We start from the raw sequence: 26,406 nt of genomic DNA, 5'->3' as shown, positions 1-26,406 counted from the left end.
AAGTCTACGTGTCCGGCGGGATCCCGCTTTTCCGAACTCGCTTGCCGACGGCTACGATGCCCCGGTTGGGGCAACACTTCGGAGAGGCGTGGAATGGATCAGGGTGCGCAGGATCGCGGGACCGCGGAGGCGGCGGGCGCCGGGGATCGGATCTCCCCGGAGGATCTGGCGACGTGCCTGCGGGTGCTCGACGCCGGCGGGCGGCTCTATCCGGAGCATCCGGATTCGGTGACGCTGCAGCGCGCCGTGGGCCGGCTGTTCAAGGAGGTCAAGCGCAATCGGCGGCGCGCGGCCCGCGATAAGCGGCTGGCCGCCGATCGGGCGGTCATCGAGGCCACGGCCACCGGCAGCGCCGACCGCATCGACGACGAGACCCTGGGGCTGGACCTCAAGCCCGCGCGGGAGCTGCCCGCCGGTTCGCTGCCGGAGACGGTCGACGGCCGCCCGGTGGATCCTTCCCGTTTCGCGGGCCGGCTGATCAAGTCGCAGAACTGCTACATCTGCAAGAAGCCGTTCACCCTGGTCGATCGTTTCCACCATCAGCTGTGCCCGGAGTGCGCCGACGAGAACCGCCGGTGGCGCGATGCCCGCTGCGACCTCACGGGCCGCCGGGCGCTGTTGACCGGCGGTCGGGCGAAGATCGGCATGCACATCGCTCTGCGGCTGCTTCGCGACGGCGCCCACCTGACCGTCACCACCCGCTTCCCCAAGGACGCCGTGCGCCGTTTCGCCGCGCAGGAGGACTCGGCGGAGTGGCTCCACCGCCTGCGGGTCATCGGCATCGACTTGCGCGATCCGGCGCAGGTCGTGCGTCTCGCGGATGAAGTGGCGGCCGCCGGTCCGCTGGACATCCTCATCAACAACGCAGCCCAGACGGTGCGGCGCTCGGCGGGCGCGTGCTCGGGGCTCGTCGACGGGGAGGCCGCGCCGTTGGACGCGCAGCTGAGCGAGTCCGTCGATTGGGTCAGCCTCGGCTCGACCACCGCCATCCACCCCGGCCAGCTCACCGGGGCCGCCGGCGCCGCGATCTCCGGCGGGCTGCCCGGGGCCGTCTCCCCCGGTTCCACCGGTTCGCCCGATGCCGTGGCCGGCGCGCCGTCCCCCGATCAGTCGGCCGGCGCCCTCTCCCCCGACGATGCCGCGCATTCCATCCGCACCGACTCCGCCGCCGCAGACGCGCTCGTGTCCGCCGCGCTGACCGGCGGTTCGGCGTCGCTGGAGCGGGTCGCCGAAGGGACCGCCGTCGACGCCGGCGGCCTCATCCCCGACCTCGTCGCCCACAATTCGTGGGTGGCCACCGTCGGCCAGGTCGACCCCGTAGAGCTGCTCGAGGTGCAGCTGTGCAACTCCGTCGCGCCGTTCATCCTGGTCAACAGGCTCCGCCCGGCCATGGAGGCGTCGACGTTCCCGCGCAAGTACGTGGTCAACGTCTCCGCCATGGAAGGCGTCTTCGGCCGCGGCTACAAGGGCCCCGGACATCCGCACACCAACATGGCGAAGGCCGCTCTGAACATGTTGACCAGGACGTCGTCAAGCGAACTGCGCGAACACGGGATCCTCATGACCGCCGTGGACACCGGCTGGATCACCGACGAGCGCCCCCACGTGACCAAGGAGCGGCTGGCCAAGGAAGGGTTCCACGCTCCGTTGGACCTCATCGACGGAGCCGCGCGGGTCTACCACCCCATCGTCGCCGGCGAGACCGGCGGCCCGGAGTACTCGGGCGTCTTCCTCAAGGATTACGAACCGTCGAACTGGTAGGCCGCGTCCGCGATCAGCCGGCGCGCGAGCCCGCCGGCCGCGTGGGCGTGGGGTTGTCCCGCCCTCGGCTGCCCCCGCCGTCGACCCCGTGGAAGCCGTTGCCCCACGTGAACACCGCGCCGTCGACGGTCAGGCAGGCCGTGTAGCCGTCGCCGCCGCCCGCATCCGCGACGCGCGCGCCGCCGGGCATGACCACGGGCCGGGGCACCGACGTGAAGCTGCGGTTGGCGCCCGGGAACCCGAGCTGTCCGTGGTTGTTCGAGCCCCAGACGAACAGCGCACCGTCGGCAAGCACCGCGCCCGCGTGACCGTGGCCGGCGAAGATGCGCACGGCCGGCCCCGGCAGCCCGACCCGTCCCGCGCCCGACCGCGTCGCCGGACCGCCGAGGCCCAACTGCCCGCGGTCGTTGCGGCCCCAGGACCACACCCCGCCGTCGGCGTCGAGGGCCAGCGTGATGTCCTTGCCGGCGACGATGCCCGTGAACGCCACCGCAGTGGGCAGCCGCATCGGGTGAAGCGAACCGAGGCCCGGCGTGCCGCTGATCTGCCCGCGGTTGTCGTTGCCCCACCCCCACAGATCGCCGTTTTCGTCGAGGGCCAGGGAGTGGTTGCGCCCGGCCGCCACCCCGACGATGTCGCAGACGGTGTGCGTCACCGGTTGGGGCACCTGCGGGGCGAGGTCCAGTGCGTCCATGTAGCCGAGCCGCCCGCCCATGGGCGCGCCCCACGCCAGCACGTGCCCGTCTTCGGTGACGGCCAGCGAGTGGGACGTCCCGCAGCTGACGGCGGTGACCGGCGCGGGAATGATCGGCCGCACCGGTGCGTCCTTCGGGATCGGGGACCTCTCCACGCCGATCTGGTTCATGTCGCAGGAGCCCCACGCGATCATCCGCCCCCGGGCGTCGACGATGACGGTGAACGACGCGCCCGACGCCCCCGATTGCACGGGGCCGACGACGCCGTGGACCGGTTGCGGGGCGCGTGGCTTGCCCCCGAAATACAGGCGCGGCAGGTCGCCCCACTGCCACATCGTGCCGTCGGCGGCCTCCGCGGCGATGTGCGTCGTGCCCGGCCAGATCTTCGAGAATCGAGCGGGCATCTCGATGGCCCCATACGGCGACGCGGCCCCCGTGCCCCGCACCGGCGGGCGATGGCCCACCGCACCCGCGAAGGGCGAAGCGGGGCGCGGCCGGTCGACTGCGGCGCCCCGGAACACCGGTGCGGCGGGCGGGGCCGTCATCCCGGGCGCCTGCGGCGCCTCCTGCGTCATGGGATGCGCCGGCGGCGGCGTGTCCCGCGGCTCAACGGGCGTGGCCTCGGGCTTTGCGACGGGCCGCCGCGGAACCTCGTCCATCGCCGCGATCTCGGCGAGGACCGCGTCATCTGCGAGGAGCGCTCCATCGGCCGCCGCCGTGAGCGGTTCGTGGGCCAGGGTCAGGCGGCCGACCGGTGCGAGCGCGGCGGGCAGCGTCGGCAGCGATGCACCGCCGCCGATGATGAAGCATCCGATCGACCCATCGGCGGGCAACCCCGCGGCCGTCAGCGTCGCCGACGCCAGGGCGCGGGCCCGTGCCGACCAGTCCGCGAGGATGCGAGTGAGGTCGCCGCGGGTGATGCGCACCGTTCCGTGGCCGGTGAGCGTGGTCACCGCGATGTCGGTTTCCGGGAACCGCGACAGCTCCTCCTTGGCCCGGCGCACCTCCTGGTGCAGCGCCGCGAGCAGCGTGCGGTTGGTTTCCGCGCGCAGGGCCGACGCCAAACCGGGATTCTCCCGCTCCAGGGCCGCGCCCAGCCACGCCATGATCCGCGCGTCGACGTCATCGCCGCCGAGCGAGCGGTCGGAGCGGTCGGCCACGATCTCCGGCGCGCCGGATTCCGTGCCCCGCAGGACGGTGACCTCCATCGAACTGCCGCCCGCGTCGATGACGACGCCCGTGCTCCCCGGCGGCAGCCCCTGCCCGCCCGTGGCGTGCAGCACCGCGGCCACCGGCTCCGGGATCAGAAACGGCTCGGGCAGCCCCAGCGACGTCGCCGCCATGGTCATCGGTTTCCGCAGACGCCCGGACGCGCCCAGCGGCACCACGCACGCGATCTGTTCCGGCGGTTCCGGGTCGATGTCCTGCGCGTGCCCCAAAACCAGCGACAGCACCGGCATGATCAGCTCCGCCGGATCCCGGTCGACTCCCCCGTAGCGCAGCCGGCCGTCCAGCACCGCCGTCAGCGGCGAACCGGCGAAGGAGGTCGGATCCCCCGCCCCCGCCGCCACCGCCGCCCGGCCGGCGCAGGCGCCCTTCCCCTCGAAGCACACCGCCGCGGGAACCGACGGCGAGCCGTCGAAAAGCACCGTCGACCTGCCGCCGTGCGCATTGCGGTGGCGCGCGGTCACCGTCGTCGCGCCGATGTCCAGCGCCAGCCGCCGGGTCATGGCGCGCCTACTTCCCCGCGTCGACGTCGCGCGACGTGCCGGGGCGGCCGCCGTCGAAGGCCTCGATGATCCGCTCCGCGCCCAGCGTCGGGGTGATCTGCCCGTCGCGCAGCTGCGATTCGACCAGGTCCTGCGCCTCGCGCACCGCCTCATCGTCGGCGAGGCGCTGCAGCAGCGTCTCGTGGACCATCGACCACATCCACTTGACCTGCTGGTCGGAGCGGTTGCGCGAGAACAGGCCGGCCTCGATCATCGTCTCGCGGTGCTTCTCGATCGCCGCCCAGAACTTCTCGATGCCGTCGTTCTCCAGCGCCGACATGGTCAGCACCGGCGGGGTCCAGATGGCGTCCTTGGCGCGGACCATCTTCATCGCGGTGGACAGGTCCCGGGCGGCGCGCTTGGCCGGCTTCAGATTCGCCCCGTCGGCCTTGTTGATGGAGATGACGTCCGCCATCTCCAGCACGCCCTTCTTGATGCCCTGCAGCTGATCGCCCGCGCCGGCCAGCGCCAGGAACGCGAAACAGTCGACCATCTGGGCCACCGCGACCTCGGACTGGCCCACGCCGACGGTTTCGACGATGACGACGTCGAAGCCCGCGGCCTCCAGCACCACCATCGACTCGCGGGTCGCCTTGGCCACGCCGCCGAGGGTGCCCGCCGACGGCGATGGCCGGATGAACGCCTCGTCGGCCGCCGACAGCTTGGCCATGCGGGTCTTGTCGCCCAGGATCGACCCGCCCGTCTTCGTCGACGACGGGTCGATGGCCAGCACCGCGACCTTGTGCCCCTTTTCGATGAGGTGCATGCCCAGCGTCTCGATCGTCGTGGACTTGCCCACGCCCGGCACGCCGGTCAGGCCCACGCGCATCGCGTCGCCGGAGAACGGCAGGAGCTTGACCAGCAGTTCCTGCGCCAGCACCCGGTGGGCGGGCGCGGTGGATTCGAGCAGGGTGATGGCCCGCGCGAGGGTGGTCCGGTTTCCGGCGCGCACGCCGTCGAAAAGCTCGTCGACGTCGATGCGGCGCCGCGCCCTGCGCACCTTTTCCGGCGCCACCGCGGTGCGGCCCTCCACCACCGTGCCGGCAGTGGTGTTGAGCGTGCCAAGGTTGTCCTCGAGAAAGCCCGTCATGTCCCCTTCTTAGACCGAAATCGATGCGAAGCTCCGGGCCCTGCCGGGCTCGGGTCATCCACCTGCGACAACGGCCACCGGGTCCCCTCCCACGGGTCGAGGGAGGGTCACCGGTGGCCGGCGTCGCACGCGGACGCGGTGCGCGGGACGGGCCGGGGGCCGCGGGTGCCGTGGCGGCACCCCGGGCCCGGCTCGCGCACGCGCTTTGGCCGCGCGCGGGCGGCGGTCGCTTTCCGACGGCCACCGCCCGGGCGAGCGCCGTCTACTCCTCGGCGTCCTCGACGCCGCCGTAGGCGCCCTCGGCATCGCCGGCGTCGACGTCCTCGGCGGAGCCGGACTTCAGCTCCAGGCCGAGATCGGCGGCCAGCTTGCCGATCATGTCGATTGCCGCGTCGGCGATGACGGTGCCCGGCGGGTAGATCGCCGCGGCGCCGGCGTCGTAGAGCTCCTGGAAGTCGCCCGGCGGGATGACGCCGCCGACGACGACCATGATGTCTTCGCGGCCCAGCTTGGCCAGCTCGGCGCGCAGCTCCGGCACCAGGGTCAGGTGGCCGGCGGCCAGCGAGGACACGCCCACGACGTGGACGTCGGCGTCGACCGCGGACTTGGCGGCCTCCTCCGGCGTCTGGAACAGCGGTCCCACGTCGACGTCCATGCCCAGGTCGGCGTACGCGGAGGCGACGACCTTCTGGCCGCGGTCGTGGCCGTCCTGGCCCATCTTCGCCAGGAAGATGCGCGGGCGGCGGCCTTCCTCGGCCTCGAACTCGTCGGCCATGGCGATGGCCTTCGCGACGTTGGACACGGTGCCCTCCTTGCCCACCTCGTCCTTGTACACGCCGGACAGCGTGCGGATCTCGGCCTGGTGGCGGCCGAAGACCTCCTCCATGGCGTCGGAGATCTCGCCGATGGAGGCCATGGCGCGGGCGCAGTCCACGGCCAGCTTCAGCAGGTTCTTGTCCAGGTCGCCCGGCTCGCCGGGGTTGCGGCACGCCTCGGTGAGGGCGCGCAGCGCGGCCTGGGTCTTCTCCTCGTCGCGCTCGGCGCGCAGGCGCTGGAGCTTCTCGTTCTGCTCCTGGCGGACGCGGGAGTTCTCGACCTTGAGGACCTCGATCTCCTCGTCCTCTTCGACCTGGTACTTGTTGACGCCGATGAGCGCCTGGCGGCCGGAGTCGATGCGGGCCTGGGTGCGGGCCGCGGACTCCTCGATGCGCAGCTTCGGGATGCCCTCGACGGTGGCCTCGGCCATGCCGCCGGCCTCCTCGACCTCCTCGATGTGCTGGCGCGCGCGCTTGACCAGCTCGTTGGTCAGCCACTCGATGTAGTACGAGCCGGCCCACGGGTCGACCGGGCGGACCGTGTTCGACTCCTGCTGCAGCAGCAGCTGGGTGTTTCGGGCGATGCGGGCCGAGAAGTCGGTCGGCAGGGCCAGGGCCTCGTCCAGCGCGTTGGTGTGCAGCGACTGGGTGTGGCCCTGGGTCGCCGCCATCGCCTCGATCGCGGTGCGCGCCACGTTGTTGTAGACGTCCTGGGCGGTCAGCGACCAGCCGGAGGTCTGCGAGTGGGTGCGCAGCGACCGGGACTTCGGGCTCTTCGGGTCGAACTTGTTCACCAGTTCGGCCCACAGGATGCGGCCGGCGCGCAGCTTGGCGATCTCCGTGAAGGTGTTCATGGAGATGCCCCAGAAGAACGACAGGCGCGGGGCGAACTTGTCGATGTCCAGGCCGGCGTCCAGGCCGGCGCGGATGTACTCGACGCCGTCGGCCAGCGTGTACGCCAGCTCCAGGTCGGCCGTCGCGCCGGCTTCCTGGATGTGGTAGCCGGAGATGGAGATCGAGTTGAACTTCGGCATCTTCAGCGAGGTGTACTCGAAGATGGAAGAGATGATCCGCATCGACGGCTTCGGCGGGTAGATGTACGTGTTGCGGACCATGAACTCCTTGAGGATGTCGTTCTGCACGGTGCCGCGCAGCTCCTCCGGGGGCACGCCCTGCTCCTCGGCGGCGACGATGTACATCGCCATCACCGGCAGGATCGCGCCGTTCATGGTCATGGACACGGACACGCCGCCGAGGTCGATGCTGTCGAACAGCTGGCGCATGTCGTAGATCGAGTCGATGGCCACGCCGGCCATGCCGACGTCGCCGGTGACGCGCGGGTTGTCCGAGTCGTAGCCGCGGTGCGTGGCCAGGTCGAACGCGACCGACAGGCCCTTCTGGCCGGCCGCGAGGTTGCGGCGGTAGAACGCGTTGGACTCGGCGGCGGTGGAGAAGCCCGCGTACTGGCGGATCGTCCACGGCTGGTTGGTGTACATGGTCGGGTACGGCCCGCGCATGAACGGGGCCAGGCCCGGGAACGAGTCCACGGGGTGGCCCTCGGCGGCCGCGGCCTCGCGATCGGCGCGGTCGTAGACGCGCTTGACGTCGATGCCCTCGGGGATGGTCCAGGTCTCGGTTGCGGCGCCGGGCTGCCCGTCGGCGGCCGGGGCGGCGTCCTCGCCGGTCCGCGGCACGTCCGCGAAACTGGGGATGGTGGTCATTGGTCCGTTCACGCTCCCAGGGAGTCCAGCAGCCGCGAGAGCTCCGCGACGGCGTCGATGTTCATGGTCAGGTAGCCGTCCGGGCGGGCATCGCCCTCGGCGTCGGCGAAGATCTTCTCCGGACCGGCGACGAGCACCTCGGAGGCGCCGGCCGCGCGGGCGGCCTTCACGGCGTCAGCGCCGGAGGCGGCGTATTCGCCGTCGGCGCCGCACAGCACGACGATCGGGGCGGACTTGGCGGCCTCGTCGAAGGACGCCTCGCCCGGCACGACCTGGCCCGGGTTGAGGGCCTCGATGCCGCCGGAGGCGAGCAGGTTGGCGGTGAAGCCGGTGCGGATGTTGTGCTTGGCCAGTGGGCCCAGCGGCAGCATCGCGATCTGCGGGCGGCGGCCCTGCTCGGCGAGGAAGTCGTCGGAGCGGTTGCGCAGCGCCTCGAAGTCGGCGGCCCAGCGGCGGACGCGCTCGTTGACCGGGCGGGCCTCCGCGGGCAGCGGGGCCTCGGCCAGGTTCGGGAACTCGTTGATCGCGGTGATCTTGGTGCGGCGGTGGGCGATGTCGGCGCGGCGCTGCTCGTACGCGGCGTCGATGTTCTCGCGGACGTGGTCGTAGGCGGTTTCGATGCCGCCGTAGGACTCGACGTCGGTGAAGATCTTCCACGCGCGGTCGGCGATCTCGTCGGTCAGCTCCTCCACGAAGTAGGAGCCGCCGGCGGGGTCGGCGACGAAGCCGAGGTGCGACTCCTCCAGGAGCAGCAGGTTGGTGTTGCGCGCGATGCGGGCGGCGAAGGTGCGGGAGACGCCCGGCTGGCCGCCGTGGATGGCGTTGTCGAAGGGCAGCACCTCGACGGTGGTCGCACCGCCGACGCCGGCGGCGAACGCCGCGACGGTGACGCGGAGCATGTTCACCCACGGGTCGCGCTGCGAGAACATCACCGGCGCGGTGACGGCGTGGTTCGGCGCGGAACCGTGGCCGGGGGCGCCGGCGACCTCCGCGACGCGGGCCCACAGGGTGCGGGCGGCGCGGAACTTCGCGATGGTGTTGAACTGGTCGTCGGTGGCCGAGTACCGGAAGGAGATCTGGTCCAGGGCCTCCTCGGTGCTCAGGCCCGCGCCGGTGAGGGCGCGCAGGTACGCGACGCCGACGGCCAGCGCGTAGCCGATCTCCTGGGCGTCGGTGGCACCCATGTTGGCGAAGGCGACGCCGTCGACCAGCAGGGTGCGGACGCTGCCGGAACGCTTGGCGTTGGCGACGGCCATCTCCACGGCCTTCTCCAGCGAAACCTCGGCGGCGCCGGTGTACTGGCTGGTCAGCGGGGCGGCGGACAGCTCGATGTCGACCGCTTCCGGGTCCTTCAGGTCCGCGGCGTCGACGAGCGCGAGCAGCGCCTCGGCGGCCTCTGCGACGTCGTCCCCGGCCTCGACCGCGATCGGTGCGAGATCCAGGTACACGCCCTTCAGCAGCGCGGGCAGGTCCGCGGCGGACAGCCCGTTGCGCAGATCCAGGCGAACGGCGGACGTGCCGTTGGTCAGGGCGTCGAGAAGCGCCTTGCTGACCTCGGCGGCGGAACCGCTGCCGGTGCGCCCGAAGGTCTCGCGCACACCCCAGCCCGCGTCGTCGGCGCCGCGCAGGCGCGCGCCGCGGGTGAACGGGAACTGGCCGGGGGCCGGGGCCTCCGCCAGATCATCCGCCCGGGTGTACAGCGGGCGGACTTCCACTCCGTCGTACGTGGTGGTGTTGAGCTTCTTCCAGACGTCCAACGGAACGTCGGCGACGTCTTGCTTCCGCACCCGGGCGAATACCCCGGCGACTGCCTTGTGCCACGAGGCTTGCTGTTCCTCGAAGTCGGGCGGAAGCGGGGTCCCTGAGGCATTGGGGGCCGTTCGGTCAGTCACGGCGGACCTTCTCCCTTGCTTGTCATGCGCCCCAAACCCGGCCCCGGCCTCCCCCGGGGCGGCCTCGGAAAAGCCGTGCGGAGTGGTCGGTCGGTCCGGGAATGGACGGCGTTTGCGTGTTCACGTAAACCGGCCGGGACGGATTCCCGGTGCTCTGCAGCACCGTTCACCCGCTCGGAACCGGTCACCGTGTCAATAGTAATTAGGCTCCTGCAACAGCTTCGACCGGGTCTCGGCTCCCACCCCCGGAATGCCGGAAGCCGTGCGGCTTTTCTGCCCGGACCCGACACGAACGGGCTTTGCGACGTCCGTTTCGCCCCGTGTCCGGTGTGCCGGGGTGGGGTGCGCCGCGAACGGGGGTAACCTCATCCGGGTGTCAGGAACCGCTCCCCGCCCCCGCGCGGACCGCCCGCGAACGGCCCGGCCGCTGGTGCTGTTGGCGCTCGCCGCGGCCGCCGTGGCGGTGCTCTTCGTCGTCGACGTGCCGACCATCGACGCCATCCGCGGATGGGCCGACGCGACGGGCGCGTGGTTCCCCGCCGTCTTCTTCCTGGCGTACGTGGGGTTCACGCAGCTTCCGATCCCGCGCACCGTCTTCACGCTGTCGTCGGGCATTCTGTTCGGCGCGCTGCCGGGGATCGCGATGGCGCTGGTCGCGACGGGGACGTCGGCGATCGTGTCGCTGGTCGTCGTCAGGCATTTCGCCCGCGACTGGGCGCGCGGCTTCCTGGTGCGGCACCGCCGGCTCATGGACGTCGACCGCCGCCTGGAGCGGCGGGGCTGGCTGGCCGTCGCCTCGCTGCGCATGATCGCCGCGGTGCCGTTCGCGCCGCTGAACTACGCGTGCGCGCTGTCGTCGATCCGGCCGCTGCCGTTCTTCCTGGCGACCATCATCGGCTCCGCCCCCGGCACCATCGCGACGGTCCTGTTCGGCGACGCGTTGACCGGCGGAATGGACTACCGCATCCTCGGAGTGACCGCGCTGCTGCTCTGCGTGGGTCTGGCCGGATTGGTCCTCGACGCGCGGACGCCGGTCGTCGATTCCGTCAAGTCACGGGGATAGACTCGGGGCATGTTCTCCGTACACGCCCGTTACCGGGGCCGCTCCACCCGCCGTGCCGAGCACGTGCGGGCCTCGGGGGCCGCGCTGTCGCGGCTCGATGGCGTGGGCAAGGTGGTCCCGTCGGGCGTCGAGGAGCTCACGGCCCGGCCGCGCGACGCGGTCGCCACGACGACGCTGACGCTCGCGCTGCTCGCCGCCGGCGACTGGTCGGTCGGCATCGGCGTGTCCCCGGCCGGCGACGCCGATGCCGCGGACGTCGCCGCTGCGGGCGTTCTGGGCAAGGGCGGGCGCGCCGGCACGGTGCGCGTCCGCATCCGCACCGGCGATCCCGGCGGCAAGGAGCTTTCCGACGACATCGCCGCCGCCTTCACCCTGCTCCACCACGTCATCTCCCGCAGATCCCCCGAGGGCCGCGAGGCGACGAACCTCGTGCGCGCGGGGTGGACGCAGGTGGAGGCCGCCGCCGAGCTCGGCGTGAGCAAGCAGGCCATCAACCAGCGGCTGCAGGCCGCCGGCTGGCATGCCGAGGAAGCCGGTTGGTCGCTGGCCGTCCACCTCCTGGAACGTGCCGCGCGGGACTGATCGCGGGCACGGGAGTTTGCGGCGGCGGGCCGTCGTCAAGCAGTTTTGCGCAAGCAGTCGTGCGCAAGCAGTCGTCCGGGACCTACTTCAGGGGCCGGAGCGGGTCCGGGGCCGTCCCGTCGCCGAACGGGCGGCCGCCGAGTTCCTCGCGGCCGTGCGGGGTCAGCCAGACGTCCTCCGACGGGCCCTTCGGGATGATCTGCGTCGGATTGATGTCCTCGTGCACCACGTAATAGTGGGCCTTGATCTGGTCGAAGTCGATGGTCTCGCCGAAGCCCGGCGTCTGGTAGAGGTCGCGGGCGTAGGCCCACAGCACCGGCATCTCCGAGAGCTTTTGCCGATTGCACTTGAAGTGGCCGTGGTAGACGGCGTCGAAACGCGCCAGCGTGGTGAACAGGCGGACGTCGGCCTCGGTGATCGTGTCGCCCATCAGGTAGCGGCGGTCGGCGAGGCGCTCCTCCAGCCAGTCCATGGCGGTCCACAGCCGGTCGTAGGCGGCGTCGTAGGACTCCTGCGAGCCCGCGAAACCGCAGCGGTAGACGCCGTTGTTGATCTCGGTGAAGATCCGCTGCATGACCTCCTCCATCTCGTCGCGGTGCTCCGCCGGCCACAGGTCCGGCGCGCCCTCGCGGTGGAACTGCTTCCACTGCGACGCGAAATCCCGGGTGATCTGGTCGAAGTCGTTGGTGACCACCGCGCCGTCGCGCTCGTCGACCATCGCCGGGACCGTGATGCCGCGCGGGTAGCCCGGCTCGCGCGTGAAGTAGGCCTCCTGCAGGCGCTCGATGCCCAGCACGGGATCGACGCCGTCGGGGTCGAGGTCGAAAGTCCACGACCGCGGATCGTGCACCGGGCCCGCCAGCCCCATCGAGATGACGTCCTCCAGGCCGAGGAGGCGGCGGACGATGATCGCCCGGTTCGCCCACGGGCAGGCCTGTGCCGCGATGAGTCGGTAGCGGTTCGGCTCGACCGGGTAGCCGTCCTCCCCGTCGACCGTGATGCGCGTGGTGATGTAGCGCATGTCGCGCTTGAAGCTCTTGCCCTTGTCCACGTAGACGCCCGGGGTGTCGTGGGGGTTCGTGGTGTTTCCGGTGTCGTTCGAGTCCTTGCCGTCCTTGCCGTCGCCGTTCGCCTGTGCGCTCATGCCGTACACCCTAGATGACATGTCAACAAGCGGCAAGGGTTGAGCGGAATTCCGATCGCGGTGATATGGGCCGCCGCAACGGAAAAGGCGGCGACCGATCCGAAGATCGATCGCCGCCCTCACCCATCTCCGGTCCCGGTGCGGAACCGGAGCGCCGGCGTGAAGTCAACGGTCCCGGCGCGGGAATGGTGCGCCAGAGCGATCAGGGGCGCCAGGTTTGCCCGCCCATGCCGGTCGGATCGGAATCATCCGGCCCACCCGGCTGTCCGGGGCGTCCGAGGTCACGGCGACCACTCGGCTTCCCGTAGCCGCCCGCAGGACCCGCCTGGCCCGGGCCCTGCTGACCGGCATGTCCGGGGTGACCGGGCTCCGAACGGTAATCGGTCGGATGTGCGGCGGGCTGGCCCGGCTGCGCCCCGGCCTGCGTTCCCGGGTACTGGCCGAAGCCGGCATCGGCGCCCGCACCGCGCGGGTCTCCGGCGGGCAGACCCCGCTCGGCGGACCCGCCACGGCCCGCATGGGCGCCATTTCCGCCATTCTCACGGGTGATCGGCGACTCCTGGGCCGCCTCTTCCACCGACTTGCGCTTCGACTGCGCCGCCAGCGCGGGATCCTCCACCGGACGGTTGGCGACCTCGTTGGCCGCCGCGACGGCACGGGCGATCTCCGGGTTCGAGGACATGTCGAACCAGTCCTCGTCCTTGTCCCGGTCGGCTTCCTCGCGGGCCTCGGGGGTGACGGCCGGCGGCTCGTAGCGGAACACGCCGTTCTCGTCGGCCTTGCCGAAGGCGCGGGCGAAGCTCTCCAGCGAGTCGCCGAACTGCGACGGCACCATCCAGACGGTGTTGCCCTCGTTGTTGGCCAGCTCCGGCAGCTTCTCCAGGTACTGCCACGCAAGCAGCTCCGGCGTCAGCTGCGACGCCTTCACGGCCGCGTTGACCTTCTGGATGGCGCGCGCCTCGCCCTGGGCCTCCAGGTAACGGGCGGCGCGGTCGCCTTCGGCGCGCAGGATCGTCGCCTGCCGCTCGCCTTCCGCGGCGAGGATGGCGGCGTGCTTGTTGCCCTCCGCGGCGAGGATCTGCGCCTGCTTGCGGCCCTCGGCGGTCTTGATGTCCGCCTCGCGGGTGCCTTCCGCGGTGAGGATCATCGCGCGCTTCTCGCGGTCCGCCTTCATCTGCTTCTCCATCGACTGCTGGATGGACGGCGGCGGCTCGATGGCCTTCAGCTCGACGCGGGCGATGCGCAGGCCCCACTTGGCGGTGGCCTCGTCCAGCTCGCCGCGCAGGCGGCGGTTGATGTAGTCGCGGGACGTCAGCGTCTCTTCCAGCGTCAGGCCGCCGACGACGTCGCGCAGCGTGGCGGTGGTGATCTGCTCGATGCCGAAGATGTAGTCGGCGACGCCGTAGATGGCGCGGGCGGGGTCGTTGACCTGGAAGGTCACCACGGTGTCGATGGCGACGGTCAGGTTGTCCTCGGTGATCACCGCCTGCGGCGGGAACGTCACCATCCGCTCGCGGGTGTCCACCTTTTCGCGCACTCGATCGATGAACGGGATGACGAACGCCAGCCCGCCGGACAGGGTCCGGGTGTACCGCCCGAGCCGCTCGATGACGGCCGCCTCGCCCTGCGGCACGAGGATTATCGCCTTGCTCACGAACACCAGCACGAGCAAGACGAGTACGACCGAGAAAATGATTGCCGCCATGGGCTTACACCTCCTTATCCACGACGGCCGTGTTGCCGTCGATGCTGACCACCGTGACGCGGTCCCCGGGTGAGAATCTCACGCCGGGCACCAATGCGCGCGCCGACCACAGTTCGCCGGCGACCCTGATCATTCCGGCGTGGTCGTCGACCGCTTCCTCGACGGACCCGGTGCGCCCGGTGAGTTGCCGGGGGTTGGACTCCACCGCGTCCGGATCCGCGCCGGCGAACATTTTCCGGCGCAGCACTGGCCGCACCAGGCCGATGAGGCCGACGCTGGTCACGGCGAAAACGGTGATGTCCACCCACAACGGGGTGTCCGCCAGCGATACCCCGGCGGCGGCCAGCGCGCCTCCCGCGACCATCAGCATCGACAGGTCGCCGACGAGAAGTTCGAGGAAGACGAGCAAGATGCTCAGTCCAAACCAAATGATCGAAGCCACGTGGCCAGCCTACAGAAGACGGCGGACCGGGGAGTCGAAAAAAATTTCGCTTGACGACGCCCGCGCGGGCGTCGTCAAGCGAAAGTCCCGGGGCACCGCGGATGTGGGCCGAAAATCAGCTGAGGTGGGGTTCCGTGACGAAGTCGACGAGCCGTTCGACGGCGCCGATGAGCGCCGGCTCGAGGTCGCGGAATGAGTTCACGGCACCGTAGACGCGGCGCCAGCCGTCCCGCGGGTCACCCCAGCCGAGGCGGTCGCAGACGCCGGTCTTCCAATCCTCGCCGTAGGGCACCTCGGGCCAGGCAGGGATGCCGACCGCGGAGGGCTTCACCGCCTGCCAGACGTCGATGTACGGATGGCCGGTGACCAGGACGTGCGGGCCGACCCGCTGCGTCATCCGGGACTCCTTCGATCCTTCGACGAGGTGGTCGGCCAGCACGCCGACGCGGCGGCCGGGCCCGGGCCCGAACTCGGCGAGCCGCGCCCCGAGGTTGTCCAGGCCCTCGAGATGCTCGACGACGAAGCCCTCGACGCGCAGGTCATGGCCCCACACGCGCTCGACGATGGCGGCGTCGTGGATGCCCTCCACCCAGATCCGGCTCGGCAGGGCGACCTTCGCCTCCACGCCGGCCACGCGCCGCGAACCCGACGCCGACCTGTCCAGCCGCGGATCGGCCTTCTTCGGCGCGGGCCGCGTCAGGGTGACCCGCCGCCCGTCGACGAGGAACGCGCTGGGCGACATGCGGAACAGCCGCACCTTCCCGCGCCGGTCCTCCAGCTTCACGCAATCGGCATCCTGCAGCTTCTCGAACCCGACCACCGCGCCAACGTACCCGTCGACCGCCGACTCCACCACGAGCCCCTCCTCGGCCGGCACCTCCGGCGCCACCATCGCCCGGCGGCGGGCATGGCCGCGGGCACCGCCGAAAACGTCCTGCGAAGCGTAGGGATCGTGGAAGCTCATGGCGATCCAGGGTAGCCGACCGCGCCGCCGATTCCGGGCAGGCGGCGGCGTCGGCTACGGTGTCGTGCCATGGAACGACCTCCGGTGGACCGCGTGCGCGTGGATCAGGTGTGGACCCCCGTCCAGCACACCGCCCTGTGGCTGGGCGCGTGGGTGACGGGGCACGTCTCCTATGATCACCTGCTCGACGCGCTCGACGCCGTCGGTGGCCCGCATACCGCGGAGCTGATCGATGCGACGGTGCCCGACGTCGTCGACGCGGACGGCCCGATCGACCGCGCCGCTCTGCTGCGCCTGGTCCGCGCGGTGACCGAGGGAGGCGCGTGGGCCCGCGACGCCGAGCCCCCGGTACGGCTGGTGCTGTCGGGGCCCGGCGAGGCGCCGATGCTGCCGGCGGGCACCGAGCTTTACGATGCCGCCTCCCGCGCCGGCGCCGCCATCGTCCTGGCGGACGCCACCCCGGGTTGGCGCCACGTCCTCGTGCCCGACCGGCTGCCCGGCGGCGGTGGCGTGCGCTGGATGTGGTGGACGGTGGAGGGCCACCTGCCGGAGCCCGCGCACCTGTCCCCCGGCGAAGCCGATCTGATGCTGGCCGACGCGACCCGGCGGGCGGCGGCGAACATCGCCGCATCGGGCCCGGCGGCGCGCCTCGGCGTCGACGCCCCCGATCCGCGCCTGATGGTGGGCACGCTGACGGACCACTTCGACCTCGCCGAGTTGCCGGCCGAATTGCCGCGGCGCGCCGGCGGCCTGTTGGCGCGGGCGGACCGGCTGGCGGCGATCCTCACCGTCGGCCGCTCCGACGTACCCGGCGCCGGCGCGGCGCATGACCCGCACCTGATCCCCCTGTGGCGCGACATCCGCGCGGCCCGCGTCGCCGCCGTCGACCACGCGGTGCGGGAGTGGGCCGCCGATTACGCGGGGGCGTGAGACGGCCGCTTGGCCGGGCTGCAGCAGTCGACGGCGCAGGGCTTGCCGTCGCAGGCCGAGCCGAGCAGCGGTTCGCGGCCCAGGCGGCGCGGTTCGGCGCCTTCGGTGCGCTCCCGGATCAGCTCGACGATCATCTCGGAGAACGCCTCCGTCGGCCCCGGCGTGGCGGCCCGCTCGATGATGATGTCGTGGGCGTCCATCTCGTCCTGGAGCTCCGAATCCAGGTCCCAGACGACCTCGATGTGGTCGGAGATGAACCCGACGGGGCACACGATCGCCGCGTCGACGCCGTCGTCCCAGATCGCCTCGATGTGGTCGACGACGTCGGGTTCGAGCCACGGGACCTGCGGCGGGCCGGAGCGCGACTGCCAGACGACGTCGTATTCGCCGGCGCCGACCTGCTCTGCGATCAGGCCGGCGGCTTCGTTGACCTGGCGCGAGTAGAGGTTCCCGCCCAGCGACGCCGGCCCCGAGGCGTCGTCGGCGGAGTTCGGGATGGAGTGGGCGGTGAACACCAGGCGGGCACCGTCGCGGCGCTCGGCGGGCAGTTTGGCCCGCGCCTCCTCCACCGCGCGGGCGAACTCGCCGATCATCAGCGGGTGGTCGTGGAAGCCGCGCAGCTTCTCCATCTCGATGGAGCCCAGCTCCGGCTTCGATGCGAGGTGCTCCTGCGCGCGGGCGATGTCCTCGTGGTACTGGCGGCAGCCCGAGTACCCGGCCCACGCCGACGTGGCGAACACCAGCGCGCGCGTGACGCCATCGCGCGCCATCCGCTCGACGGTGTCCTCCACCATCGGGTGCCAGTTGCGGTTGCCGAAGTAGACGGGCAGGTCGATGCCGTGCTCGGCGAGCTTCTTTTCCAGGTTCGCGATGATCTCGCGGTTGAGGTCGTTGAGCGGCGACCGGCCGCCGAAGTGGTAATAGTGCTCGCCGACCTCGTCGAGCCGCTCCGGGGGGATGCCCCTGCCGCGGGTGACGTTCTCCAGGAAGGGTCGGACGTCCTCCTTCTTCTCCGGTCCGCCGAAGGACAGGACCAGAATCGCGTCGAAGGGGCGGTCAAGCGGGGCATCACTCATGGGGGCCAGCTTAATCGGATGGGTGCACCCGTCGAGCGAGGGGACCCTAAGACGCGCGGCGCCGCTTTGCGACGACCCGCGTCACCGCGGCCGGCCGGGAATCGGGGCGATCGCCGGACGATTCAGGGGATGCGGCGGCCCAGGAACAGGGAGGCTGCGGCGGATGCGAGGAGCAGGGCGAACGCCCCGATCATCCACGGCCGCGGGTTCTCGGACCGGCGCAGCTCGTAGCCGATTTCGTCGGTGAGTTCGCCGTAGACGCCCCGCAATTCGTCCAGGCTCGACGCCGCGTGGAACTCTCCGCCGGTGCGCCTGGCGATCTCCATGAGGGATTCGTCGTCGTTGGGCACCAACACCGTCTGGCCGCCGGAGGTGATGGCCCCATCGCGGGTGCCGAAGGAAATCGTGTGGATGGGCAGCCCGATCTTCGCGGCCTCGTCGGCGGCGGTGTAGGCGCCGCGCGGATCGTCCAGTTCCGCGGGGATGGTCTGCTTGCCGTCGGAAAGCAGGACGACCGCGGCCGGGGGCGGACCTTCGGGGCCCCGGACCTGCTCGCCGAATTGGACGATGGCCGATTGCGCCGCGGCGATGGCGTCGCCGGTGGCCGTCGCGCTGTCCAGGCGGGCGCCCTCGAGGGCGCGGGCGACGGTGTCGTGGTCGGTCGTGGGCATGACCGGCGTCTGCGCGCGGCCGGCGAAGGTGACCAGGCCGACGTTGAGGTCGTCGGGCAGCGAATCGAGGAATTCCTTGCCGGCCTTCTTCGCCGTCGTCAAGCGGTCCGGCTGGACATCCGTCGCGGACATCGAGAAGGACACGTCGACGACGAGCATGATCGTCGCCCGGTTCCGCGCCACCTTCGTTTCGGCCAACGGCCCCGCCAGCGCGATGGCGAGCACCGCCACCGCGGTGAGCAGCGCCACGACCGGCGCATGTCGCAGCCACGGGCGCCCCGGCCCGGAGACGTCGGCGACGACGCTGAAGTTGCCGAATGCGATCGACCGCCGGCGCTTCCGCTTTTCAATGATGACGTACGCCGCCGCCGCGGCCGCGGGCACCAGCAGGCCAAGCAACCACCAGGGATGCGCGAATGCCCCGATCATCGGCCGCCCCCGATCCCGCCTCGCCCCATGGCGACCGTGCGCGGCGGACCCGACGCCGGGGACAACCGGCCGGGAGCCATCTGGCGGGCGAAATCGAGCACCCAATCGCGGTCCGTGCGCAGTTCGACGATCCGCGCCCGGGACGATCGCAGTGCCGCGGTGACCTTCCGGGAATGCTCGCGGGCCGCGGCCTCGTATCGCCTCCTGATGTCGTCGTCGATGTCGACTTCGAGCATCTCGCCGGAGACCGGATCGGACAGGCGCACGGGACCGTCGCCCGGCAGCGCCTCGTCGGCCGGGTCGATCAGCCGGATCGCCAGCACGTCGGTGCGAGTGCCCGCCACCCGCAGGGCGTCGGCCCAATCGACGGGGCCGAGGAAGTCGGAGATGACCGTGACCAGACCGGCCTGCGGCGCCCGCGAGGGCAGCGTGCCCAGGTCCGCGGCCAGGCCGGAACCGCCGACGTGGCGCGCCGCATGGGAGATCAGGCGCATGGCGTGCGCCCGACCCTGCCCCGGCGGGATCAACGTCCCGTCGGCGATCAAACCCGTGCGATCGCCCGGGTTGTCCGCCAAAAGGGCGACCGCGGCGGTGGCGGCGGTGAGCAGGTGGCGTTTCGTCGTGGGCCCGAAGCCCGTCGTCAGGCGCGGGGACGCCTCGGCGGCGATCCACGACTCCAACTCGCGCTCGGCCTCCGGGTCGCGCACGTGGGCGACTCCGGTGCGCGCGGTGACGGACCAGTCCATGAACCGGACGTCATCGCCGACCACGTATTCGCGCGCCGAATCGGGATCGGTGCCGGGACCGGTCGAGGCGGATGCGAAGGCGCCGCGCAGCAGCCCGTCGAGCCGCCGCGTGACCGTCAGCTCCAGGTGCCGCAGCACCCGGCCGAGGTCGCGGTCGATGCCCGTCTCCCCCGTGGCGGGGTCCCCGCCGCTCATGCCCCGGCGCCCACCTCGGGCAGGTGCACCCGCGCCAGGACCCGGTCGATGATCGCCTCGGGGGTCACCTCGTCGGCGAGCCCCTCGTAGGACAGGACGAGACGGTGCCGCAGCACGTCCGGGAGCACCTCGACGACGTCGGCGGGGGTCACGTAGTCGCGGCCCTTGAGCAGAGCCGTCGCCCTCGCGGCGGTGACGGTGCCGAGCGTCGCGCGGGGCGAGGCCCCGTAGGCCAGCCACCGCCCCACGTCGTCCAGGTTCGCCCGTGCGGGATTGCGGGTCAGCTCGATGACGGCGACCACGTAATCGATGAGCGAATGGTGGACGAACACCTCGCGGGTCCGCCTCTGCAGGCCGCGCACGGTCTCGGGGTCGAGGATGCGCCTCGCCGTCGGCGGCGTCGAACCCATGCGGTAGACGATCTCGCGCTCCTCGGAGGGAGTCGGGTAGTCGACGACGACCTTGAACAGGAAACGGTCGCGCTGCGCCTCCGGCAGCGGGTAGACGCCCTGGTTCTCGATGGGGTTCTGCGTCGCCAGCACCAGGAAGGGCTCGGGCACGGGGCGGGAAACGCCGGCGATGGACACCTGGTGCTCCGCCATGACCTCCAGCAGCGCCGACTGGACTTTCGCGGGAGCGCGGTTGATCTCGTCGGCAAGCACGACGTTGGCCATGACCGGCCCGGGCTCGGTGATGAATTCGCCGGTGTCCTGGCGGAACACCCGCGTGCCCACGATGTCGGAGGGCACCAGGTCAGGGGTGAACTGGATGCGCGAGAAGCTGCCGCCGATGACGGTGGCGAACGTGGACACGGCCAGGGTCTTCGCCACGCCGGGCACGCCTTCCAACAGCACGTGGCCCCCGGAGAGCATGGCCACGACCAGCTGCCGGCAGAGGTGGCCTTGGCCAACGACGACCTGGCTCATCTCGGAGAGGACCCTGCGCAGATCCGGGGCGTGGGTCTCCGGGGTGTCGGTCACGTCGTCTTCTCCTGGGGTCGGGTGCGGTCCTCCCCGCAGATTAGACGAGGCGCACGACGTTGGGGGTCATCCCGTTGTACCGCACGGCGGTGACGCGGACGTTCGAACCGGACTGCGGGGCCTCGATCATCTGGCCGTTGCCCAGGTAGATGGCCACGTGGCCGTGCCCGTTGGGCCCGTAGAAGATCAGGTCGCCGCGCTGCATGTCCGAGGCGGGGTGGTGGGTGCCGCGCTGGTACTGGTAGCCGGTATAGTGCGGCAGGCTGATGCCGATGCCGGCGTAGGCGTACAGCGTCAGGCCGGAGCAGTCGAAGCCGACCTTGTCGTAGTCGCCGTGCGCGTCGGCGTTGCCGCCGTCGCGAATTCCCTTGGTCGGGCCGTTGGCGTCGCCGCCGCCCCAGGCGTAGGGCACGCCGACCTGCGCCATCGCGCGGGAGATGACCGTTTCGATCTTCGCGGAGCGGTCACCGGCGCTCGGCGTCGGCGATTCCGGATTGGCGGGCGGCGCGGTCTGGACCGTCGTGGCGTTGCCGCCGGTCCCCTCGGTCGCGTCGCCGTCGCCGGTGGCGCCGGGATTGCTTTGCGACGACCCGCCGTCCCCGAACCAGGAGCCGCCCGTCCGGGCATCGGGCCGCGCCGACCGCGTGGTCGTCGGGTCGGACGGAGTCGATTGCGCGGACGGCGATTCGGAGGAGTCCTCCGACGGTGCGTCCTGCGTGGTCGTGGCCGAAGGAGCGTTCGTCCGGTTCCCGCCGCGCGTCTGCGGCGTGCCCGTGGCGGCGGCCCCAGCGTCGCCGGACCCGTTCGATTCCGCAGCATCGGCGGCATCGGAGGCGGCATCGTTTCCGCCGCCCTCGATCACGCCGTCGCGGGCGCCGTCGGCGGCCTCGCGGACCACCTGATCCTCGGTCCGCCCACCGTTGGAATCACCCGATCGGGCGTAGGCGTCGAGTGCGCGGCGGGCGGCATCGAGGGCCGCGCGGGCGGCGTCGCGCTGGATGACGGCGGCGGCGTATGCGACGCGTTCGTCGCCGAGCAGGCGCTCGGCCTCCTTGTACACGCGGTCGGCTTCGCCGTGCAGGCGTTCGGCCTCCACCGCGGACTTCTCGGCCTTCGTCCGGGCCTGCCGCAGGGAGGACTCCGCGTTGGCGGCCTTGGTGCGCGCGCGATCCAGGTCATTGACGACCGCGCCCTGCTTGTCCGCCTCGCGGCGCAGGGTGGAGGAACGGTCGAGCACCTCGGCGGCGTCGCCGGCCCCGTTGAGCGCGGAGGGCAGCGAGTGGCCCTGGCGCATGGCGGCGCGGGCGACCTCGTCGAAGGTGCCCTGCGCCCCGCGGAGATCGTCGCGGGTGTCCCCGAACGTCTTCTTCGCCTTCTCCGCCTCGCCGCCGAGCCGCTTGGCTTCATCCCGCGCGATCTGGAGATCGGCGAAAGCGCGGTTGGCGTCCTCGCGGAGACCGCCCATCTTCGTCTCGAGGTCGGAGACGCGGCGCTCGCGATCCGCGACCTCGCGGACGAGCTTCTGCAGAAGGGCGTCCGTGCCCGACTCGGCATGCGTGCCACCGCCGGCCGGCTGCGCCGAAACGGCGGGCGCGAACACGACCATGAGGCCGACGATCAAGGCTCCGGCAATGGGGCGGATCCACCCGAGGCGGTTCCGGGATGTCCGGCTGACTGCCACCTTCGACTCCTTGCTATGCGAAATGGGCCGGGGCGGGGATTCGGAGGCAACTTCCCCATTGCCCGAATCGGATGCCGGCCGGAACCGACGCCACTCCCGGCGGTGCGCGTCCCGGGAGGCCACAGAGACAACCCAGGTAACAATTTGCACGCTACGACACATCGCTCCCCGAGGACACATGAGTCACAGGTGAAACGCGGAGACCTTGGCTCGTGACCGTTTCGTTACGGGTGATGTGCAGCCAATTCCGCCATGTGTTCGAAGTGTGTGATATTGGTCACAAACAGCGAAAATGGCGTGTGTCGGGTCGCGGCAGCGTCGAAAAGCAAGTATTCAGGCTTGCCTGGTGTCAAGGTAGAGGGCTTGATTTCCGCGTTTGCGCAGGCAAAGGTATATCGCATTAACTATGCGGTCAGGGGTTTACGCGACCGTTATCCCGTGGCGGTCGCGGGCGGCGAACCGCCGGTGCTCAGCCGCGCTTCGGCCGATGGGAGCGGATCCACCAGAAGATGATGAGGACCGCGAAAACGAGGACGATCCCGCCGCCCACGGCGAGGCTCAGGTTGAAGAACGGCACGGTGAACGAACCCGCGGTGTCGACGAAGGCCTCGAAGCCCTCCGGGTACTTCTTCGGGTACTCCATCATCTCGTGGCCGGCGAGCTCCAGGGCCGCGCGCGGGATCTGGTCCGACGATGCCGCAACGGAGAACGGGGCGCGCACGATGACGGTGCCGCCGTCCGCGGCGACGATCTCGTTGGCGAAGTTGCGCAGGTCCGTCGTCCCCATCGGGTCGCGGTCGACGACGACGATCTTCAGGTCCTCCACTCCCCTGGCCGCCGCCGAATCGACGATGGGGCGCAGCACGGCCTCCAGATCCTCGTTGGCCGTGACGATCGAATCCTCCCGCAGAGCCTGGACGACCGTCTCCGGATCGAGGTTCTCCACGTACATCGGTGTGCCTTCGTTCATGGCCTCGGCGTTTCCTCCCGGTCGTCTGGTCCCCCGCGTACCCCACCATCATGCCGTCCCGAGGGGGTGAATTCGGGCAAGGGCCCCGGCGCGCCGTGTCCGGGTGGGTGCAACAGAACGCCCGTACTGTTATTCTTGGGGGAGGTCGAGCCGGACCGCGGCGCACCGCATGATCCACATGCGCAAACGGTGCCCCACGCGACGCGTTCGCGCCAAGTGCCACCAGGGCCCACTCGTGTGCAGGGTCCGAGGCGCGCACCCCACGAGCAAAGAATTGGAGCAGACTGTGACTGAAAGCAAGAACTCCTTCAACGCCAAGAGCACCCTCGAGGTCGGCGGGAAGTCCTACGACTACTTCCGCCTCGACGCCGTGCCCGGCATGGAGAAGCTTCCTTACGCCCTCAAGGTTCTCGGCGAGAACCTGCTGCGCAACGAGGACGGCGCGAACATCACCGAGGAGCACATCAACGCGGTCGCGAACTGGGATGCGTCGGCTGAGCCGTCCATCGAGATCCAGTTCACCCCGGCCCGCGTGATCATGCAGGACTTCACCGGCGTCGCCTGCGTCGTCGACCTCGCCACCATGCGCGAGGCCGTGAAGACCCTCGGCGGCGACCCGGACAAGGTCAACCCGCTGAACCCGGCCGAGATGGTCATCGACCACTCCGTCATCATCGAGGCCTTCGGCAACGAGGACGCCCTCGAGAAGAACGTCGAGATCGAGTACCAGCGCAACGACGAGCGCTACCGCTTCCTGCGCTGGGGCACCGGCGCCTTCTCGAACTTCCGCGTCGTTCCCCCGGGAACCGGCATCGTCCACCAGGTCAACATCGAGTACCTGGCCCGCACCGTCTTCGACAACGACGGCGTCGCCTACCCGGACACCTGCGTCGGCACCGACTCGCACACCACCATGCAGAACGGCCTGGGCATCCTGGGCTGGGGCGTCGGCGGCATCGAGGCCGAGGCCGCCATGCTGGGCCAGCCGATCTCCATGCTGATCCCGCGCGTCGTCGGCTTCAAGCTGACCGGCGACACCCCGGCCGGCGTCACCGCGACCGACGTCGTCCTGACCATCACGGACATGCTCCGCCAGCACGGCGTCGTCGGCAAGTTCGTCGAATTCTACGGCGCCGGCGTCTCCAAGCTGCCCCTGGCCAACCGCGCCACCATCGGCAACATGTCGCCGGAGTTCGGCTCCACCGCCGCGATCTTCCCGATCGACGACGAGACCACCAAGTACCTGCGCCTGACCGGCCGCTCCGAGGAGTCCGTCGCGCTGGTCGAGGCCTACGCCAAGGCCCAGGGCATGTGGCTGGACGAGAACACCCCGGAGGCCGAGTACTCCGAGTACCTCGAGCTGGACCTGTCGACGGTCGTCCCGTCGATCGCCGGCCCGAAGCGCCCGCAGGACCGCATCGAGCTGTCCTCCTCGAAGGAGCAGTTCCGCAAGGACCTGCACAACTACACCAACGGCTCCGGCGACGGCGACGTCCAGGACTACGTGGCCGAGGGCGGCAACGCCGGCAAGGGCGGCGCCGAGCTGTCCTTCACCGACGACGCCAGCGTCCCCAACCTGGCCCTGGGTTCGGCGGGCCGCCCGTCCAACCCGATCAAGGTCAACTACAACGGCAAGGACATGGTCCTCGATCACGGCATGGTCTCCATCGCCTCGATCACGTCCTGCACCAACACCTCGAACCCGTCCGTCATGGTCGGCGCCGCCCTCCTGGCGCGCAACGCCGCGGACAAGGGCCTGAAGTCGGCCCCGTGGGTCAAGACCTCGATGGCCCCGGGCTCGCAGGTCGTCACCGGCTACTACGAGAAGGCGGGCCTGTGGCCGGCCCTGGAGGCCATGGGCTTCTACCTCGTCGGCTACGGCTGCACCACCTGCATCGGCAACTCCGGCCCGCTGCCGCAGGAGATCTCCGAGGCGATCAACGAGGCCGACCTCGCCGCCACCGCGGTGCTCTCGGGCAACCGCAACTTCGAGGGCCGCATCAACCCGGACGTCAAGATGAACTACCTGGCGTCCCCGATCCTGGTCATCGCCTACGCGATCGCCGGCACCATGGACTTCGACTTCGAGACCGAGTCCCTGGGCAAGGACCAGGACGGCAACGACGTCTTCCTCAAGGACATCTGGCCCTCCACCGAGGAGATCGAGTCCGTCATCGAGGAGTGCATCACCTCCGAGCTGTACGACGAGGACTACGCCGACGTCTTCGCGGGCGACGAGCGCTGGCAGAACCTGCCGACCCCCGAGGGCAAGACCTTCGCGTGGGACGACAAGTCCTCCTACATCCGCAAGGCGCCGTACTTCGACGAGATGGAGATGGAGCCGCAGCCGGTTTCCGACGTCAAGGGCGCCCGCGTCCTGGCGGCGCTGGGCGACTCGGTCACCACCGACCACATCTCCCCCGCCTCCTCCATCAAGCCGGGCACCCCGGCCGCGCAGTACCTCGACTCCATGGGCGTCGAGCGCAAGGACTACAACTCGCTGGGCGCCCGCCGCGGCAACCACGAGGTCATGGTCCGCGGCACGTTCGCCAACATCCGCCTGCAGAACCAGCTTCTGGACGGCGTGACCGGCGGCTACACCCGCGACTTCACCCAGGAGGGTGGCCCCCAGTCGTTCATCTACGACGCCGCGCAGAACTACAAGGCCGCCCGCACCCCGCTGGTGGTCATGGGCGGCAAGGAGTACGGCACCGGTTCGTCCCGCGACTGGGCCGCCAAGGGCACCCTGCTGCTGGGCGTCAAGGCCGTCATCGCCGAGTCCTTCGAGCGCATCCACCGCTCGAACCTGATCGGCATGGGCGTCATCCCGCTGCAGTTCCCGGAGGGCGAGTCCTGGAAGTCCCTGGGCCTGGATGGCACGGAGACCTTCGACATCACCGGCATCGAGGAGCTCAACGAGGGCACCACGCCGAAGACGGTCAAGGTCGTCGCCACCAAGGACGGCGGCGAGGCCGTCGAGTTCGACGCGGTCGTCCGCATCGACACCCCCGGTGAGGCCGAGTACTACCGCCACGGCGGCATCCTGCAGTACGTGCTCCGCAACATGATCAACGGCTAGTCGCTT

At 70.8% G+C, this 26,406-nt stretch carries 19 protein-coding genes; 5 read left to right on the top strand and 14 right to left on the bottom strand.

Translation table 11 applies throughout. The annotated features are described in order from the left end of the window. Positions 1-93: 93 nt before the first annotated feature. Positions 94-1,761 carry an SDR family NAD(P)-dependent oxidoreductase gene (locus tag CHAN_RS07000; RefSeq protein ID WP_290287924.1) on the top strand — a complete coding sequence of 556 codons (1,668 nt, stop codon included), beginning with the start codon at positions 94-96 and terminating at the stop codon, positions 1,759-1,761. Positions 1,762-1,774: 13 nt separating this feature from the next. Here the strand turns inward: CHAN_RS07000 and CHAN_RS06995 are convergent, their stop codons facing one another. The 4 genes from CHAN_RS06995 to CHAN_RS06980 all read right to left on the bottom strand — a co-directional run bounded on the left by CHAN_RS06995 (position 1,775) and on the right by CHAN_RS06980 (position 9,743). Next, on the bottom strand, positions 1,775-4,186 hold the full coding sequence (locus CHAN_RS06995; RefSeq protein WP_290287922.1) for an RCC1 domain-containing protein: 2,412 nt from the start codon (positions 4,184-4,186) through the stop codon (positions 1,775-1,777). 7 nt (positions 4,187-4,193) lie between these two features. Next, positions 4,194-5,315 carry a methylmalonyl Co-A mutase-associated GTPase MeaB gene (meaB, locus tag CHAN_RS06990; protein ID WP_048743609.1) on the bottom strand — a complete coding sequence of 374 codons (1,122 nt, stop codon included), beginning with the start codon at positions 5,313-5,315 and terminating at the stop codon, positions 4,194-4,196. A gap of 262 nt (positions 5,316-5,577) precedes the next feature. Next, positions 5,578-7,851 carry a methylmalonyl-CoA mutase gene (gene scpA, locus CHAN_RS06985; RefSeq protein ID WP_290287915.1) on the bottom strand — a complete coding sequence of 758 codons (2,274 nt, stop codon included), beginning with the start codon at positions 7,849-7,851 and terminating at the stop codon, positions 5,578-5,580. 8 nt (positions 7,852-7,859) lie between these two features. Further along, the gene (locus CHAN_RS06980; RefSeq protein WP_290287913.1) at positions 7,860-9,743 is read right to left on the bottom strand and encodes a methylmalonyl-CoA mutase family protein; all 1,884 of its coding nucleotides are present in this window, start codon (positions 9,741-9,743) and stop codon (positions 7,860-7,862) included. A 373-nt stretch (positions 9,744-10,116) separates the two neighbouring features. On the opposite strand from CHAN_RS06980, the gene CHAN_RS06975 reads away from it, so the two are divergent. Further along, entirely contained in the window at positions 10,117-10,806 is a 690-nt protein-coding gene (locus tag CHAN_RS06975; RefSeq protein ID WP_048743612.1) for a TVP38/TMEM64 family protein, read from the top strand. A gap of 9 nt (positions 10,807-10,815) precedes the next feature. Then, complete coding sequence (locus CHAN_RS06970; protein ID WP_048743613.1) at positions 10,816-11,388, top strand: hypothetical protein; 573 nt, start codon at positions 10,816-10,818, stop codon at positions 11,386-11,388. Positions 11,389-11,470: 82 nt separating this feature from the next. Here the strand turns inward: CHAN_RS06970 and CHAN_RS06965 are convergent, their stop codons facing one another. The 4 genes from CHAN_RS06965 to CHAN_RS06950 form a co-directional block, all read right to left on the bottom strand. Further along, complete coding sequence (locus CHAN_RS06965; RefSeq protein ID WP_377748511.1) at positions 11,471-12,532, bottom strand: glutathione S-transferase family protein; 1,062 nt, start codon at positions 12,530-12,532, stop codon at positions 11,471-11,473. 202 nt (positions 12,533-12,734) lie between these two features. Next, complete coding sequence (locus CHAN_RS06960) at positions 12,735-14,237, bottom strand: SPFH domain-containing protein (protein ID WP_290287905.1); 1,503 nt, start codon at positions 14,235-14,237, stop codon at positions 12,735-12,737. Positions 14,238-14,241: 4 nt separating this feature from the next. After that, complete coding sequence (locus CHAN_RS06955; protein WP_048743614.1) at positions 14,242-14,679, bottom strand: NfeD family protein; 438 nt, start codon at positions 14,677-14,679, stop codon at positions 14,242-14,244. Between the two features lie 115 nt (positions 14,680-14,794). Next, the gene (locus CHAN_RS06950) at positions 14,795-15,643 is read right to left on the bottom strand and encodes a DUF3097 domain-containing protein (RefSeq protein WP_290287901.1); all 849 of its coding nucleotides are present in this window, start codon (positions 15,641-15,643) and stop codon (positions 14,795-14,797) included. Positions 15,644-15,712: 69 nt separating this feature from the next. Between CHAN_RS06950 and CHAN_RS06945 the strand changes: the two genes are divergently transcribed. After that, a complete protein-coding gene (locus CHAN_RS06945; protein WP_290287898.1) occupies positions 15,713-16,573 on the top strand; it encodes an Rv1486c family protein in 861 nt (286 codons plus the stop codon). On the opposite strand, the gene CHAN_RS06940 is transcribed toward CHAN_RS06945, so the two are convergent. The 6 genes from CHAN_RS06940 to CHAN_RS06915 all read right to left on the bottom strand — a co-directional run bounded on the left by CHAN_RS06940 (position 16,558) and on the right by CHAN_RS06915 (position 23,321). Then, positions 16,558-17,649, bottom strand: a complete 1,092-nt coding sequence (locus tag CHAN_RS06940; RefSeq protein WP_048743617.1) for a ferrochelatase — start codon at positions 17,647-17,649, stop codon at positions 16,558-16,560. The genes CHAN_RS06945 and CHAN_RS06940 overlap by 16 nt on opposite strands. Before the next feature lie 122 nt (positions 17,650-17,771). Next, entirely contained in the window at positions 17,772-18,749 is a 978-nt protein-coding gene (locus tag CHAN_RS06935; RefSeq protein WP_290287893.1) for a VWA domain-containing protein, read from the bottom strand. Beyond that, complete coding sequence (locus CHAN_RS06930) at positions 18,746-19,690, bottom strand: DUF58 domain-containing protein (RefSeq protein WP_290287891.1); 945 nt, start codon at positions 19,688-19,690, stop codon at positions 18,746-18,748. The genes CHAN_RS06935 and CHAN_RS06930 overlap by 4 nt, the downstream gene beginning before the upstream one ends. Next, positions 19,687-20,616, bottom strand: a complete 930-nt coding sequence (locus CHAN_RS06925) for an AAA family ATPase (protein WP_290293393.1) — start codon at positions 20,614-20,616, stop codon at positions 19,687-19,689. Before CHAN_RS06925 ends, CHAN_RS06930 begins: the two co-directional genes overlap by 4 nt. Positions 20,617-20,710: 94 nt before the next feature. Continuing rightward, positions 20,711-22,351, bottom strand: a complete 1,641-nt coding sequence (locus CHAN_RS06920; RefSeq protein ID WP_377748510.1) for an NlpC/P60 family protein — start codon at positions 22,349-22,351, stop codon at positions 20,711-20,713. Between the two features lie 469 nt (positions 22,352-22,820). Next, complete coding sequence (locus CHAN_RS06915) at positions 22,821-23,321, bottom strand: Rv1476 family membrane protein (protein WP_048743627.1); 501 nt, start codon at positions 23,319-23,321, stop codon at positions 22,821-22,823. A gap of 286 nt (positions 23,322-23,607) precedes the next feature. Between CHAN_RS06915 and acnA the strand changes: the two genes are divergently transcribed. Continuing rightward, positions 23,608-26,400 (top strand): aconitate hydratase AcnA, encoded by a 2,793-nt coding sequence (gene acnA / locus CHAN_RS06910; protein ID WP_290287882.1) that lies wholly within the window; start codon positions 23,608-23,610, stop codon positions 26,398-26,400. The last annotated feature ends 6 nt before the right edge of the window (positions 26,401-26,406 follow it).

Origin of the sequence: Corynebacterium hansenii, assembly GCF_030408795.1 — a bacterium.
GTDB classification, from domain to species: Bacteria; Actinomycetota; Actinomycetes; order Mycobacteriales; family Mycobacteriaceae; genus Corynebacterium; species Corynebacterium hansenii.
The sequence above is the reverse complement of the archived record's forward strand: the minus strand, read 5'-3'. Positions and strand labels throughout refer to the sequence as shown.

What these genes read in the sequence shown, in the direction of transcription:
- CHAN_RS06950 (WP_290287901.1), bottom strand. Translation starts at nt 15,643, where the DNA reads ATGAGCTTCCACGATCCCTACGCTTCGCAGGACGTTTTCGGCGGTGCC.
- CHAN_RS07000 (WP_290287924.1), top strand. Translation starts at nt 94, where the DNA reads ATGGATCAGGGTGCGCAGGATCGCGGGACCGCGGAGGCGGCGGGCGCC.
- CHAN_RS06995 (WP_290287922.1), bottom strand. Translation starts at nt 4,186, where the DNA reads ATGACCCGGCGGCTGGCGCTGGACATCGGCGCGACGACGGTGACCGCG.
- CHAN_RS06965 (WP_377748511.1), bottom strand. Translation starts at nt 12,532, where the DNA reads ATGAGCGCACAGGCGAACGGCGACGGCAAGGACGGCAAGGACTCGAAC.
- CHAN_RS06940 (WP_048743617.1), bottom strand. Translation starts at nt 17,649, where the DNA reads ATGAGTGATGCCCCGCTTGACCGCCCCTTCGACGCGATTCTGGTCCTG.
- CHAN_RS06945 (WP_290287898.1), top strand. Translation starts at nt 15,713, where the DNA reads ATGGAACGACCTCCGGTGGACCGCGTGCGCGTGGATCAGGTGTGGACC.
- meaB (WP_048743609.1), bottom strand. Translation starts at nt 5,315, where the DNA reads ATGACGGGCTTTCTCGAGGACAACCTTGGCACGCTCAACACCACTGCC.
- CHAN_RS06915 (WP_048743627.1), bottom strand. Translation starts at nt 23,321, where the DNA reads ATGAACGAAGGCACACCGATGTACGTGGAGAACCTCGATCCGGAGACG.
- CHAN_RS06925 (WP_290293393.1), bottom strand. Translation starts at nt 20,616, where the DNA reads ATGAGCCAGGTCGTCGTTGGCCAAGGCCACCTCTGCCGGCAGCTGGTC.
- CHAN_RS06970 (WP_048743613.1), top strand. Translation starts at nt 10,816, where the DNA reads ATGTTCTCCGTACACGCCCGTTACCGGGGCCGCTCCACCCGCCGTGCC.
- scpA (WP_290287915.1), bottom strand. Translation starts at nt 7,851, where the DNA reads ATGACCACCATCCCCAGTTTCGCGGACGTGCCGCGGACCGGCGAGGAC.
- CHAN_RS06930 (WP_290287891.1), bottom strand. Translation starts at nt 19,690, where the DNA reads ATGAGCGGCGGGGACCCCGCCACGGGGGAGACGGGCATCGACCGCGAC.
- CHAN_RS06935 (WP_290287893.1), bottom strand. Translation starts at nt 18,749, where the DNA reads ATGATCGGGGCATTCGCGCATCCCTGGTGGTTGCTTGGCCTGCTGGTG.
- CHAN_RS06960 (WP_290287905.1), bottom strand. Translation starts at nt 14,237, where the DNA reads ATGGCGGCAATCATTTTCTCGGTCGTACTCGTCTTGCTCGTGCTGGTG.